At 63.6% G+C, this 13,512-nt stretch carries 10 protein-coding genes; 6 read left to right on the forward strand and 4 right to left on the reverse strand.

The window, feature by feature from the left end:
- Positions 1-184 precede the first annotated feature (184 nt).
- From MHY87_RS17260 to MHY87_RS17270, 3 genes are all read left to right on the forward strand, one after another.
- Complete coding sequence (locus MHY87_RS17260) at positions 185-967, forward strand: Bax inhibitor-1/YccA family protein (protein ID WP_239353809.1); 783 nt, start codon at positions 185-187, stop codon at positions 965-967.
- 99 nt (positions 968-1,066) lie between these two features.
- The gene (locus MHY87_RS17265) at positions 1,067-1,603 is read left to right on the forward strand and encodes a GNAT family N-acetyltransferase (protein ID WP_239353810.1); all 537 of its coding nucleotides are present in this window, start codon (positions 1,067-1,069) and stop codon (positions 1,601-1,603) included.
- Between the two features lie 8 nt (positions 1,604-1,611).
- Positions 1,612-2,856, forward strand: coding sequence for an MFS transporter (locus tag MHY87_RS17270; RefSeq protein ID WP_239353811.1), 1,245 nt, complete (start codon positions 1,612-1,614; stop codon positions 2,854-2,856).
- 21 nt (positions 2,857-2,877) lie between these two features.
- Here MHY87_RS17270 and MHY87_RS17275 read toward each other — a convergent pair whose 3' ends face one another.
- Together MHY87_RS17275 and MHY87_RS17280 are read right to left on the reverse strand one after the other, a co-directional pair.
- The gene (locus MHY87_RS17275; protein ID WP_239353812.1) at positions 2,878-3,258 is read right to left on the reverse strand and encodes a DUF2794 domain-containing protein; all 381 of its coding nucleotides are present in this window, start codon (positions 3,256-3,258) and stop codon (positions 2,878-2,880) included.
- A gap of 290 nt (positions 3,259-3,548) precedes the next feature.
- Entirely contained in the window at positions 3,549-4,565 is a 1,017-nt protein-coding gene (locus MHY87_RS17280) for a zinc-binding alcohol dehydrogenase family protein (protein ID WP_239353813.1), read from the reverse strand.
- Between the two features lie 107 nt (positions 4,566-4,672).
- On the opposite strand from MHY87_RS17280, the gene MHY87_RS17285 reads away from it, so the two are divergent.
- From MHY87_RS17285 to MHY87_RS17295, 3 genes are all read left to right on the forward strand, one after another.
- Complete coding sequence (locus MHY87_RS17285; protein WP_239353814.1) at positions 4,673-5,020, forward strand: helix-turn-helix domain-containing protein; 348 nt, start codon at positions 4,673-4,675, stop codon at positions 5,018-5,020.
- A 124-nt stretch (positions 5,021-5,144) separates the two neighbouring features.
- Positions 5,145-9,974, forward strand: a complete 4,830-nt coding sequence (locus MHY87_RS17290; protein ID WP_239353815.1) for an NAD-glutamate dehydrogenase — start codon at positions 5,145-5,147, stop codon at positions 9,972-9,974.
- Between the two features lie 67 nt (positions 9,975-10,041).
- Positions 10,042-11,382 (forward strand): MFS transporter, encoded by a 1,341-nt coding sequence (locus MHY87_RS17295; RefSeq protein ID WP_239353816.1) that lies wholly within the window; start codon positions 10,042-10,044, stop codon positions 11,380-11,382.
- 1 nt (position 11,383) lies between these two features.
- On the opposite strand, the gene MHY87_RS17300 is transcribed toward MHY87_RS17295, so the two are convergent.
- The gene (locus MHY87_RS17300; RefSeq protein ID WP_239353817.1) at positions 11,384-11,704 is read right to left on the reverse strand and encodes a heavy metal-binding domain-containing protein; all 321 of its coding nucleotides are present in this window, start codon (positions 11,702-11,704) and stop codon (positions 11,384-11,386) included.
- Positions 11,705-11,864: 160 nt separating this feature from the next.
- Positions 11,865-13,457, reverse strand: a complete 1,593-nt coding sequence (gene purH / locus MHY87_RS17305; RefSeq protein ID WP_239353824.1) for a bifunctional phosphoribosylaminoimidazolecarboxamide formyltransferase/IMP cyclohydrolase — start codon at positions 13,455-13,457, stop codon at positions 11,865-11,867.
- Positions 13,458-13,512: the final 55 nt, after the last annotated feature.

The raw sequence follows: 13,512 nt of genomic DNA on the forward strand, positions 1-13,512 counted from the left end.
TGGGGAGCAGCTCTAGGGTGCTCCCCACAAAATTCTTTTCACAAAAAGTTGAAGCTTGGCGTTACCTCTTGCGAAGCCCCGAGCCTCCCCTCATATTTCCTACGTCGCCGTGGTATAGTGGCGACCGAGGGCTGACGTTCAGCCTTTCGAGGGAACACACGGGACACCGCGAGAAAGGGCTCCGATGCAACCGTATGAGCAGAATCAAACCGCTTATGGCACCGGCTTTACCCGGACGGCGGCACAGGTCGACCAGGGCCTGCGCAGCTTCATGCTCGGCGTCTACAACAACATGGTCCTGGGCCTTGCCATCTCGGCCCTGGTCGCGCTCGGCATCAACATGCTGGCCACGACCACCGATCCGTCTCAGGCCGTTGCCCGTATGGGCGGCGTAAACCTGACCCAGTTCGGCGCGACGCTGTATGGCTCGCCCCTGATGTGGGTTGTGGCGCTGGCACCGCTGGCCTTCATCTTCTTCTTCTCGTTCCGTATCGACCGCATGTCGGCCGCGACGGCACGGATGACGTTCTTCGCCTTCGCTGCAGTGATGGGCGCTTCGCTCTCGACGCTTCTGCTCCGCTACACGGGCGGCAGCGTCGTGCAGGTGTTCTTCATCACGGCAGCCTCCTTCGGTGCGCTGTCGCTGTGGGGCTACACCACCCGCCGCAGCCTGTCGGGCATGGGCTCGTTCCTGATCATGGGCCTGTTCGGACTGATCCTCGCCTCGATCGTCAACATCTTCGTTGGGTCGAGCATGCTTCAGTTCGGCATCTCCGTGATCGGCGTTCTGATCTTCGCGGGCCTCACCGCCTACGATACGCAGAAGCTGAAGGAGATGTACCTGTACGGCAACTTCGACAACGAAGCCGCCGCCAAGATGTCGATCATGGGTGCGCTGACGCTGTACCTGGACTTCATCAACATGTTCCAGTTCCTCCTTGCGCTGCTCGGCAACCGCAACGAGTAACGGACCTTCGAGCGAAAGCTCACTGAAGCCCCGGCCTCCAAGCCGGGGCTTTTCTTTTTGCCGATTGCTTACGTTTAGGCTTGGTCTTACAGCACGCTCATGAGCCCGACCCTGCGCCCCTCCACGGAAGCCGATATTCCCACTATCACCGCGATCTATGCCCATGCGGTGCTGCATGGCACGGCGTCCTTCGAACTCGATCCTCCGCTTGAGGAGGAAATGCTGAGTCGGCGCGCGGCGATCCTGGAAGGCGACTATCCTTACATCGTCGCCGAGCGCGACGGCGAGATCCTGGGTTACGCCTATGCAAGCGCCTACCGCACGAGGCCGGCTTATCGGTCCACCGTCGAGGATTCGATCTATATCGCGCCCTCGGCCCAAGGGCAGGGGATCGGGCGTATGCTGCTCGAAGCGCTCATCAAGGAATGCGAGGCACGGGATTTCAGGCTCATGGTCGCCGTCATCGGCGATGAGGATTCGAAGGGCTCCATCGCGCTCCATCGCAGCCTCGGCTTCGATCTCGTCGGCATTTTCAAGGGCGTGGGCTACAAGAACGGTCGCTGGCTCTCCACGGTGCTGATGCAGCGCTCCCTCGGTCCCGGCAACGCTGAGCCGCCGACCCGCCCAATCCCATAGTTTCATCCATGCTTGCTTCGATCATCGCCAGACCGCGCGGCGGTCTCTGGGACAATCCCGACTTCATGCGCCTGTGGGCGGCCCAGACCCTGTCCGCCATCGGTACACGTTTTACCCGCGAGGGCCTGCCGATCATCGCGGCGTTGACGCTCGGTGCTTCGGCCATGGACCTCGGCCTTCTCGTGGCGCTCAGCGCTTTGCCGGGCGTGATCGTGAGTCCCTTCGTCGGCGCCTGGATCGACCGCACCTCGCGCAAGCGCATTCTCATCATGGCGGATCTCGCCCGCGCGGGCGCACTTGCCACGCTGCCGGTGCTCGCATGGTTCGAGGCGATCACCATCGGCCATGTGATCGGCGTGTCCACGATCGTCGCCCTGTTTTCCATGTTCTTCCAGACGGCGGACAACGCCTATCTGCCGAGCGTGGTGGAGCGCGATCAATTGCTTGACGGCAATGCGAAACTTGCGACGACCGATGCCGCCGCCGAAGTGGTTGGGCCGGCGCTCGCAGGCCTTGCGATTCAGTTTTTCACCGCGCCTTTCGCCATCCTGTTCGATGCCTTGTCCTATCTCTGGTCGGCCTTCTTCCTCTCCTCGATCAAACGTCCCGAAATTCCGGTGAGCACGGGCGAGCATGCGCCCGATCTCTGGCGCGAAACCAAGGAAGGCCTGCGCTTCGTCTTCAGCCATCCGGTGTTGCGGCCCCTGACTTTGTGCATGACGACCTTAGGGTTTTGCCTGTCGTTCTTCGCGCCGCTCTATGTGCTCTACGCGGTGCGCGATCTCGCCATTCCGCCGGGCGTGCTCGGCTTCGTCATCGCGCTCGGCGGTATCAGCGCCGTCATCGGCGCAAGGCTCGCCGGATGGGCAGGACGCCGCTTCGCGCCGCGCCAGCTCCTGATCGGCATCCTCATCGCCTACAGCGTGATGCTCGCGTTCATTCCCTTGGCGCACGGTCCGCTCTGGATGGCGGTGGCTTTCCTGTGCGTATCGCAGCTCATGGGCGATGCTTTGTCCGTGGTTTTCTTCACCACCGTCTCCACCGTGCGCCAGATGGAAACGCCCGATTCCTTGCGCGGACGCGAAGGCGGCGTGTTTCATCTGCTGACGGCAGGCTTGGGATTGGTCGGCGCTCTGGTGGCGGGAAGTGCAGCCGATTGGGTCGGCATCCGGCCGATCCTGTTCATCGGCGTGCTGGGCGCCCTCGCATCGACTCTCTGGCTCCTGCGGATGCCGAAGGAGACCGGCGTCTAGAACATCACACGGCCTGATGCTCTAGTTCGAGACGACTTTCGGCTTGTCGAGCACCTGCAGAACGCGACCAAGTTCGTGGCCGCGTTTGAGGATGAGTCCCGTGGAGACGATGACCGAATAGGCTCCCTGCCGCTTGGCGAGCTTGGGGTCCTTCTCGATGCGATATAGGGGCATTTCGGACGTTCGTCGGTAGATCGAGAAGATGGCCTTGTCGGGGGTAAAATCGATCGCGTAATCGCGCCATTCGCCGGCGGCCACCATGCGGCCGTAGAGATTCAAGATGGCCTGCAACTCAAGACGGTCGAAAGACACCTGCTTCGGCGCGGCGGGGAAGGGCACGATATGAGCCGAGCCCTGATTCGAGCCGCCGCGCAGCGGCTCTGCGATGTCACCTTCGCTCATGGAAACTCCCATCGCTGGTTCACTCTTCATGTGATGATGGGTCCGGTGAAAGAATGGATCAAGCCATGGCGGTGAAATGAACCACCGCTATTTCCCCAAATCTTATTCCTGCCTCATTCGCGCCCCTAAGGTGCCCTACTGCATATCGTAAATACTCAAGTTGCCTCGACGGCCCGGCTCGTCCATCGACTTGGACACGTCAGCCCCCCAGCCCTCTGAGTTGCTGGACAGCCGGGCCACCAAACCTCGAGACATCGGCCGCCTTTCAGGCGGCCTTTCTTTTTCGTGTCTCAGAAACCCGACAGAACGATTTTGCCCTTGGCGCGGTTGCTTTCGATGAAGGCATGCGCCTTTTTCAAGTTGGCGGCGCTGATCGGGCCCAGCACATCCGCAAGCGTCGTTTTAATCGTGCCTTCATCCACGAGGCGCGATGCCTCGTTCAGGATCTCGTGCTGGCGTTCCATATCCGCCGTCTGGAAGGTCGAGCGGGTGAACATCGACTCCCAATGAATTGAAACAGACTTGCCTTTCAAAAGGCTGATATCGAGCGGATCCTTGGGATCGTCGATGAGGGCGAAGCGTCCCTGGGGAGCGATGGTCTTGGCGATCTCGGCGAAATGGTTCTCCGTGTGCGTGATCGAGAACACGAAAGCGGGAGCGCCGATGCCTAACGCTTCCACCTGCGCGGCAAGCGGCTTGGTGTGGTCGATCACGTGATGTGCGCCGAGTTTTTTGGCCCATTCCTGCGTTTCCGGCCGCGAAGCGGTCGCGATCACCGTCACATCCGTAAGCTTGCTCGCGAGCTGCACCGCGACGGAGCCGACGCCGCCTGCTGCTCCGACGATCAGGATGGCGTTGGCGGCGCCTTTGACCGGGCGCTTGATGTCGAGGCGGTCGAACAGGGTTTCCCAGGCGGTCAGCGTCGTCAGCGGCATAGCAGCCGCTTCCTCGAAGCTCAGGGATTTCGGCTTCCTGCCCACGATCCGCTCATCGACCACATGGAACTCCGCATTGGTGCCGGAGCGCGTGATCGCGCCCGCATAGAACACTTCGTCTCCTTGCTTGAAGAGAGAAACCTCGGAGCCCACGGCCTTGACGATGCCTGAGGCGTCGAAGCCCAGAATCTTGTAGCCGCCGGGCTCCGCCTGAGCGCGCTTGCGCACCTTGGTATCGACCGGGTTCACCGAAACTGCCTTGATCTCCACCAGAAGGTCGCGCGGACCGGGCTGCGGTTGGGGCAGCTCGATATCCAGAAGGGAGGCTTCCGACTCGATGGGCAGGGATTGCTGATAACCGACGGCGCGCATGGGTTGTCTCCTTTTTGCTGGAGACATAGTTGAGCATAGGCGATACTATCGCAAGAACGCACAATTCCGGCACATAGTGTCAAAAAGGATACCGTGAAGGATTCTCCATGCCTCGTGTTCTCAAGAAGCAATCCTGCACCGGTTGTTCGGTCGAGCGCACGCTCAGCCTCATCGACGGCAAATGGAAGATCGTGATCCTCTACAAGCTCCTGCGTGGAACCTTGCGCTTCAACGAGCTGCGCCGCCTCATTCCCGGCGTGACCCAGCGCATGCTCACCAACCAGCTGCGTGAGCTGGAGGCGGACGGGCTCATCATTCGCGTGGTCTATGCGCAGGTTCCGCCGCGAGTCGAATATTCGCTGTCCGCGCGGGGCGAGAGTTTGGAGCCGGTGCTCCTGGCGCTGAAAGACTGGGGTGATACGAATCTGTCGTCCATCGAGGCTCAGGCGGCATAAAATTGCTGGACGGGCAGAAACTTAACCCTGCCATGTGCAGAAGCGGAGGGTTTTGTTGCGTGCCCGGTCACTCTGTGGCAACCCTGCCGCAACGATCATAAAACGATCATAAGAGGATACGCGCATGAAGCTGGAAACGCCGACCAGCGGAAGCGAACTGACGGCCGAGGCCGTTGCGGTTCTGGAAGCCGGGCACAAAGCCATTCCGCCCACCTTCGTCCGCGATCTCTACGGGCGCGTGCCGCCTGAGGATCTCGCAGCCTATTCGCCCACCGCCCTCGCGGAGCTGGCTGCCGCCGCCTACGAACATCTCAAATCCCCGCGCATGGGCGGAGGCGAGGATATCCGCCTCATCGACCTGGAAGTCGAGCGCGAAGGCCGCCGCCGGGAAGTGACGGTTCTCGAAGTCGTCAACGACAACATGCCTTTCCTGCTCGACTCGACCCTCGCTGAATTGGTCGATCAGGGCTACGAGCCTTATCTGGTCGCGCACCCGATCCTGGCTGTGGAGCGCGATTCCAATGGCGGTCTCGTGCGCCTGATGGGCGAGGCCACCGGCACCGGCCGCCACGGCGTGAAGCGCGAGAGCTTCATTCACGTTCACCTGCCTCGCATCGACGATCCGGAAACGCGCGAGCGTCTGATCGAGGCTATGCGCCGCGTCCACAAGGATGTGTCGCTCGCCGTGCACGACTGGCCGGGCATGCGCGCCCGTGTGACGGAACTCGTGCAGAACTACCGCCTCAACCCGCCGCCGCTACCCGACGACGAGGTGCGCGAGGCGATTGCGTTCCTCGATTGGATCGCGCGCGACAACTTCACTTTCCTGGGGCTTCGTGAATATCGCCTGCCCAAGGACGATGCCGCCGCCGATCCGGTGGAAGGCTCGGGCCTGGGTCTCCTTCGCGACCCGAGCGTGCGCGTGCTGCGCCGTGGCCGCGAGCTCGTGGCGATGACGCCCGAAATCCGCGCCTTCCTGGAAAAGCCCCAGGCGCTCATTATCACCAAGGCCAACGTCAAATCCCGCGTCCATCGCCGCGCGCATCTCGATTATGTCGGGATCAAGCTCTTCGATGCGGACGGTAGGCTTCAGGGCGAGCTGCGCATCGTCGGCCTCTTTACGTCGAGCGCCTATACCAACACCACGGCGGAAGTGCCGTATCTGCGCCACAAGGTGGCGAAGGTCGTGGCCCGCGCCGGGTTCGATCCGTCGAGCTATGCGAGTCGCGCGCTTCTCAACGTTCTCGAGAGCTATCCGCGCGACGAGCTGTTCCAGATCGACGAGGAAACGCTCTACGGGTTTGCTATCGACATCATGAACCTGTCGGAGCGTCCGCGCGTTCGCGCGCTCGCCCGCGCCGACGAGTTCGACCGTTTCGTCTCGGTTCTCGTCTTCGTGCCGAAGGACCGCTACGACACGAGCGTGCGCCAGCGCATCGGCCAGTTCCTCGCGGGCATCTATGAAGGCCGTGTGTCGGCCTCCTATCCGGCTTATCCGGAAGGCCCGCTCGCGCGCACCCACTACATCATCGGCCGCGACGAGGGGCAGACCCCGCAGGTTGCCCAGGACACGCTGGAGAAAGGCATCTCCGCCATCGTCCGCACCTGGGGCGATTCCTTACGCGACCAACTCGACGAGACCATCGGCGGCGTCCGCGCACGCACGCTGGCCACCCGCTACGCCGATGCCTTCAGCGCGGCCTATCGCGAGGCCTTTGGCGCCGAGCAGGCGATCACGGATATCGGGCTTCTGGAGCAGCTTTCCGAGGCGCGCCCCCGTGCCGTCGACCTCTATCGCCGCGACGGCGACGAGGATACGCGCGTCAACCTGAAGGTCTTCTCCCGCGGCGCGGCGCTGCCGCTTTCCGATCGCGTGCCGCTGCTTGAAAACCTCGGTTTCCGCGTGGTGAACGAGCGAACCTATCGTGTGATATCGACCGGCGTCAGCGGCATGGACCGCGTGTGGCTCCATGACATGGCGCTGGAACGTGCGACAGGCGGCGCAATCGAGATCGACGAGATCCAGACGCTGATCGAGGCCGCGCTTCTCGCCTTGTTCCGCGGCCTTGCGGAATCGGACGGCTTCAACCGTCTCGTGCTCGAAGCAGGCCTCGGCTGGCGCGACGTGGCGATGGTGCGCACCCTGGGGCGCTATCTGCGCCAGATCCAGGTCGCCTATGCGCAGGATTATCTCGCCGATACGTTGGCGCGTCATTCCGCGATCACCAAGAACATCGTGAAGCTGTTCTACGCGCGCTTCGACCCGCGCCACGCGGGCAACGCCGAGGGCGAGGCCAAGCTGCGCGCATCCATCGAGGAGCAGCTGCAGGCCGTCACCAGCCTCGACGACGACCGCATTCTCCGCCGCTTCATCAACCTGATCGAAGCGGCTGTGCGCACCAACTTCTTCCAGTTGGAGAGCAACGGCCTGCCGCGCCAGACCATCGCGTTCAAGTTCGAATGCGCGAAGGTAGAAGGCCTGCCGCTGCCGAAGCCCCTCTACGAGATCTTCGTCTATTCGCCGCGTGTCGAGGGCGTGCATCTGCGCTACGGCAAGGTGGCGCGCGGCGGCCTTCGCTGGTCCGACCGTCCGCAGGATTTCCGCACCGAGGTGCTGGGCCTCGTGAAGGCGCAGCAGGTGAAGAACGCCGTGATCGTGCCGGTGGGCGCGAAGGGCGGTTTCGTGCCCAAACACCTGCCGCCGGCAAGCGACCGTCAGGCATGGCTTAACGAGGGCACGGAGAGCTATCGCATCTTCGTGCGCACGCTCCTGCAGCTCACCGACAATATCGAGGGCGACCATGTGGTACCGCCTGCCGACACAGTGCGTCACGATGGGGACGATCCCTATCTCGTGGTCGCTGCCGATAAAGGCACGGCCACTTTCTCCGATACGGCGAATGCACTTTCCATCGAGAAGGGCCACTGGCTCGGCGATGCCTTCGCGTCCGGCGGAAGCCAGGGCTATGACCACAAGAAGATGGGCATCACCGCGCGCGGCGCGTGGGAAGCGGTGAAGCGCCACTTCCGCGAGATGGACATCGACATCCAGACGCAGCCCGTCACGGTTGCGGGCGTGGGCGACATGTCCGGCGACGTGTTCGGCAACGGCATGCTGTTGTCCCGCGCCCTGAAGCTCGTGGCGGCCTTCGACCACCGCGACATCTTCCTCGATCCGAATCCCGATCCGGAAGCGGCATTCAAGGAGCGCGAGCGTCTGTTCAACCTGCCGCGTTCGAGCTGGCAGGATTACGACAAGTCTCTCATTTCGGCAGGCGGCGGCATCTTCTCGCGCAGCGCGAAGGCGATCCCGCTCTCGCCGGAAGTGCGTGCGCTCCTCGATCTCGACAAGGCGGAGGCAACGCCCGCCGAGGTGATGACCGCGATCCTGAAGGCGCAAGTGGGCCTGCTCTGGTTCGGCGGCATCGGCACCTATATCCGCTCAACGTCGGAGACCGACGAGCAGGTGGGCGACCGCGCCAACGACGCCATTCGTATCGCCGGCTCCGATGTGCGGGCTAAGGTGATCGGCGAGGGCGCCAATCTCGGCATGACCCAGCGCGGCCGCATCGAGGCTGGACAGAACGGCGTTCGCCTCAACACCGATGCCATCGACAATTCGGCGGGCGTGAACACCTCCGACGTGGAAGTGAACATCAAGATCGCGCTCACGACGCCGGAACGTGATGGCCGCCTGACGGAAGAGGCGCGCAATACGCTTCTCGCCGACATGACGGACGAGGTCGCGGGCCTCGTGTTGCGCAACAACTACCTGCAGACTCTGGCGCTCTCGCTCTCCGAGCAGCGTGGCCTTGCCGATCTCGGCTTTGCCCGCCGTCTCATGCAGATGCTGGAGGCGCAAGGACGCCTCAACCGCAAGGTGGAATATCTGCCCGACGACGCGACCCTCACCGAGCGCGCGCGTCGCGGCGAGTCGCTCACCCGGCCGGAACTCGCGGTGCTGCTGGCTTATGCCAAACTCTCCCTGCACGACGAGCTTTTGGAAAGCGCGGTTCCGGACGATCCCTATCTCGGCAAGGAGCTCGACCGCTATTTCCCCGCCGAGATGCGCGAGCGCTTCCCGGATGCGATTGCCAGCCACCGCCTGCGCCGTGAGATCATCGCGACGCAGCTTGCCAATGCCATCATCAATCGCGGCGGCGCCACCATGGTCGCGCGCCTCGTGGACCAGACGGGCGCGGATGCGCCGACGATTGCGGCGGCCTATGCGGCAACCCGCGATTCCTTCGGCCTCACCGAGATGAACTTCGCCATCGATGCTCTCGACGGCGTGGTCCCTGGCACGCTGCAACTGCGTCTCTATGGCGAGCTGCAGGATCTGCTCATGAACCGCATCGTCTGGTTCATCCGTAACGTGGATTTCAGCACCCACTCCCTCGACACGATCATCGGAGCCTATCAGGCCGGTATCGCGGAGGTGGAGCGCGGACTGCCGGAAACCCTGTCGTCCGAGGCTCTCGAAGCCTTGAATGCCCGCGCGAAGGCGCTGACCGACCAGGGTGTACCTCAGGATCTGGCGCACCGCATCGCGTCCCTGCCGGATCTCGTGGCAGCAACCGATATCGTGCTCACCGCGCAGAAGACCGGAAAGCCCGTGGGCGACATCGCGCGCACGCATTTCGCACTCGAAGCGGCGTTCCGCCTCGGTTCGCTCATCAGCGCAGCCGATGAGATCTCCGTCAGCGATTACTTCGACCGCCTGGCGTTGGATCGCGCCATCGACAGCATCGCCTATGCCCATCGCGGCCTGACGGCGGAAGTCGCCGCAGGCGACCTCTCCGGCACGGAGGCGGTCCAGGCCTGGAGCGAGAAGCGCGGAGCCGATGTCACCCGCATCAGAAGCGCGGTGGACAGCATCGTCACGTCGGGTCTGACCCTGTCGAAGATCACGGTGGCGGCAAGCCTTCTCGGAGATCTGGCGAGAACCGGCTGAGGTTTGAGAGGCGCATAGTGACAGGAACGGATTGTTGAGCGGGGGCGAGCTGCAGCATAAGCCTGTCATGGCATCGCGCCCCGCCATCCTGGGCTGGCTCCTGTTCGATTGGGCCTGCCAGCCCTTCTTCACTCTCGTCACCACTTTCGTCTTCGCGCCCTATTTCGCGGCATCGCTCGCGCCTGATCCGGTGACGGGCCAGAGCCTCTGGGGCTATGCCACGGCAGCGGCGGGCTTCGCGCTTGCCATCCTCTCGCCGGTCCTCGGCTCCGTGGCCGATGCGACGGGGCCGAAGAAGCCCTGGATCGCGGCCTGCGGCCTCGTGTTGTTCATTGCCTCCTTCGCGCTCTGGTATGCCGCGCCCGGCCGTCCGGACGCCATTCTCATCGCGCTTGTCGGCTTTGCCTTCGCCACGGTCGCGGTCGAAGTCGCCGCCGTTTTCAACAATGCGATGATCCCGCATCTTGTGCCGCCGGAACGCTTCGGACGTCTCTCAGGCACCGGCTGGGCCATGGGCTATCTCGGTGGATTGGTCTCGCTCGTGATCGTGCTCGGATTCCTCGCTGCGGATGCGGGCAGCGGCAAGACGTTCTTCGGATTCACGCCGCTCTTCGGGCTCGACCCCTCAACGCGCGAGGGTGACCGCATCACGGGCCCGTTCTCGGCCCTGTGGTTTCTCGTCTTCGTGATGCCGCTCTTTCTGTTCACTCCCGACATCGCGCGCTCCAAGCTGAGATTGGGCGAAGCCGTGCGGCAGGGACTGGCACAGGTGAAGCATACGCTCATCGATGCACGGCGGCACGAGGGCGTGCTGCGGTTTCTGATCGCCAACATGGTCTATCAGGATGCGCTCGTCGCGCTGTTTGCCTTCGGTGGAATCTACGGGGCAGGGGTGTTTGGCTGGCAGGCGACGGAACTCGGCCTCTTCGGCATCATGCTCACCATCACCGGCACAATCGGAGCGCTTATCGGCGGCAGGCTCGATGATCGCTTCGGCGCAAAGCCGGTGATCATGAGCGCAATCCTGATCCTCGCGCTCGTCTGCGTCGGAGTGCTCTCACTTGGCCGCGAGCACATTCTCTTCGTCATTCCGACAGTGCCTGCGGGCGAAGGGCTTTATGCGAGCGCGCCGGAAAAGCTCTTCGTGCTGCTCGGCCTCGTTATCGGCTCGGTCGCAGGGCCGCTGCAGGCCTCTTCGCGCAGCCTTCTCGCGCGGCTCGTGCCAGCACGTGAAGCGGGCCGCTATTTCGGATTGCTGGCGCTCTCCGGCAAGGTCACGTCATTTCTCGCGCCGCTCGCGGTTGCAATAGCTACCGCAATCTTCCAGACGCAGGCCGCAGGACCGGCGGTGCTGATCCTGTTCCTGCTCGCTGGTTTTGCTCTGTTGAGCGGCGTGAAGAAAGCGTGAGCTATTCGAGCGTCACGGCGGTGCCGCTGACGGTAACCATCATCATACCTTCGTTCTTGCCGATGGCGCCGTAATCCATGTGCACACCCACAATCGCGTGGGCTCCGAGGCGCTGCGCTTCCTCGATCATCTCGTTCAGGGCCGTATCGCGCCCGTCACGCAGGACGCGCTCATAGGAGCCGGAGCGCCCGCCGACCACATCGCGGATGGAGGCGAAGAAATCGCGAAAGACATTCGCGCCGAGAATGGCCTCGCCAGACACGATGCCGCGATAGGCGGAAATCCGGCGGCCTTCGACACTGGGCGTAGTAGTGACGATCATCAGGGTCTCCTTTCAATGTCAAACATATGGGGAGCGAAAAGAGAAACGTCATCCCGGACGAAGCGGAGCGAAGATCCGGGATCGTCCTCAGGATAAGACGCCATTCTCGTCTGGCGATCCCGGGTTCCGCTGCGCGGCCCCGGGATGACGCTGTTTTGGGTTAGTGACGGAAGTGGCGGTGGCCCGTGAAAACCATGGCGAGGCCTGCCTCGTCTGCGGCCTTGATCACTTCGTCGTCGCGCATGGAACCGCCGGGCTGGATGACGGCGGTGGCGCCGGCCTCAGCCGCTGCGAGCAGGCCGTCGGCGAAGGGGAAGAAGGCGTCTGAGGCGACGACCGAGCCCTTGGCGAGCGTTTCAGGCAGGCCTGCTGCCTTCGCGGCCTCCGCAGCCTTCCAGGCGGCGATGCGGGAGGAATCGACACGGCTCATCTGGCCGGCGCCGATGCCCACGGTCGCGAGGTCCTTGGCATAGACGATGGCATTCGACTTCACGTGCTTGGCGACGCGGAAGGCGAAGCGCAAGTCGGCCAGCTCACGCTCGGTTGGCGCGCGCTTCGTCACCACCTTCAGATCCATGGCATCGACCACGGCGTTGTCGCGCGATTGCGCGAGGAAACCGCCCGCCACCGTGCGGAGCGTCAGGCCAGCCTGGCGCGGATCGGGCAGGCCGCCCGCGAGGAGCAGGCGCAGGTTCTTCTTCGCGGCCACAATCGCGATGGCTTCTTCGCTGGCGTCAGGCGCGATGATGACTTCCGTGAAGATCTCGGTGATGGCCTTAGCAGCCTCCGCATCGAGCGTGCGGTTCATGGCGACGATGCCGCCAAAGGCCGAGACCGGATCGCAGCGCAGGGCCTTCTCGTAGGCATCCACGAGGCTTGGGCCTTCCGCGACGCCGCAGGGGTTGGCGTGCTTTACGATCACAATGGCGGCGGAGCGCTCGGGCGCGAACTCCGCAACCGCTTCATAAGCGGCGTCCGTGTCGTTGATGTTGTTGTAGGAGAGCTGCTTGCCCTGCACCTGACGCGCGGTGGACACGCCGGGGCGCTGCTCGGGCGTGCGGTAGAAGGCGGCGCTCTGGTGCGGGTTCTCGCCGTAGCGCATCACCTCGGCAATCGAGCCGCCGAGCGCGCGGAAGGGCGGGGTGGCGTCATTGAGTTCGCCCGCGAACCAGTTGGAGATCGCCGCATCATAGGCGGCGGTGCGGGCATAGGCCTTCTGCGCAAGACGGCGACGCAGCGTATAGGTGACCGCGCCGTTATGCTGTGCCAGATCGTCGAGAACAGCCGAGTAATCGGCGCCATCCACCACGACAGCCACGTCGCCGTGGTTCTTGGCGGCAGCGCGGATCATGGCGGGACCACCTATATCGATGTTCTCGATGCAGTCGTCATACGGCTTGCCCGCAGCGACCGTGGCCTCGAAGGGGTAGAGGTTCACGACAAGCAGGTCGATGGGCTGGATGCCGTGGGCGAGCATCGCCGCCTGATGCTCGGGGTTGCCCCGGATGCCGAGAAGGCCGCCATGGACCGACGGATGCAGCGTCTTCACGCGCCCGTCCATCATCTCGGGGAAGCCCGTGAGGTCGCTCACGTCCTTCACGGGCAGGCCCGCCTCGCTTAGCGCCTTATGCGTGCCGCCGGTGGAGACCAGCTCGATGCCCCGCTCGGACAGGGCCCGGGCGAAGTCCACGAGACCCGTCTTGTCGGATACGGAAAGCAGAGCGCGGGAAACGCGCTTCAGATCGCTCGGCATGGCGGCCGCTCCATGAAGGGGTAAGGATGCGGGCGCGATAGCACGATGGGGGCGG

Source organism: Microvirga sp. ACRRW (genome assembly GCF_022346925.1).
GTDB lineage: Bacteria > Pseudomonadota > Alphaproteobacteria > Rhizobiales > Beijerinckiaceae > Microvirga.

Bases quoted from the DNA above. Each gene is read 5' to 3' on its own strand.
- MHY87_RS17260 (WP_239353809.1), top strand. From the start codon at position 185: ATGCAACCGTATGAGCAGAATCAAACCGCTTATGGCACCGGCTTTACC.
- MHY87_RS17265 (WP_239353810.1), top strand. From the start codon at position 1,067: ATGAGCCCGACCCTGCGCCCCTCCACGGAAGCCGATATTCCCACTATC.
- MHY87_RS17270 (WP_239353811.1), top strand. From the start codon at position 1,612: ATGCTTGCTTCGATCATCGCCAGACCGCGCGGCGGTCTCTGGGACAAT.
- MHY87_RS17275 (WP_239353812.1), bottom strand. From the start codon at position 3,258: ATGAGCGAAGGTGACATCGCAGAGCCGCTGCGCGGCGGCTCGAATCAG.
- MHY87_RS17280 (WP_239353813.1), bottom strand. From the start codon at position 4,565: ATGCGCGCCGTCGGTTATCAGCAATCCCTGCCCATCGAGTCGGAAGCC.
- MHY87_RS17285 (WP_239353814.1), top strand. From the start codon at position 4,673: ATGCCTCGTGTTCTCAAGAAGCAATCCTGCACCGGTTGTTCGGTCGAG.
- MHY87_RS17290 (WP_239353815.1), top strand. From the start codon at position 5,145: ATGAAGCTGGAAACGCCGACCAGCGGAAGCGAACTGACGGCCGAGGCC.
- MHY87_RS17295 (WP_239353816.1), top strand. From the start codon at position 10,042: ATGGCATCGCGCCCCGCCATCCTGGGCTGGCTCCTGTTCGATTGGGCC.
- MHY87_RS17300 (WP_239353817.1), bottom strand. From the start codon at position 11,704: ATGATCGTCACTACTACGCCCAGTGTCGAAGGCCGCCGGATTTCCGCC.
- purH (WP_239353824.1), bottom strand. From the start codon at position 13,457: ATGCCGAGCGATCTGAAGCGCGTTTCCCGCGCTCTGCTTTCCGTATCC.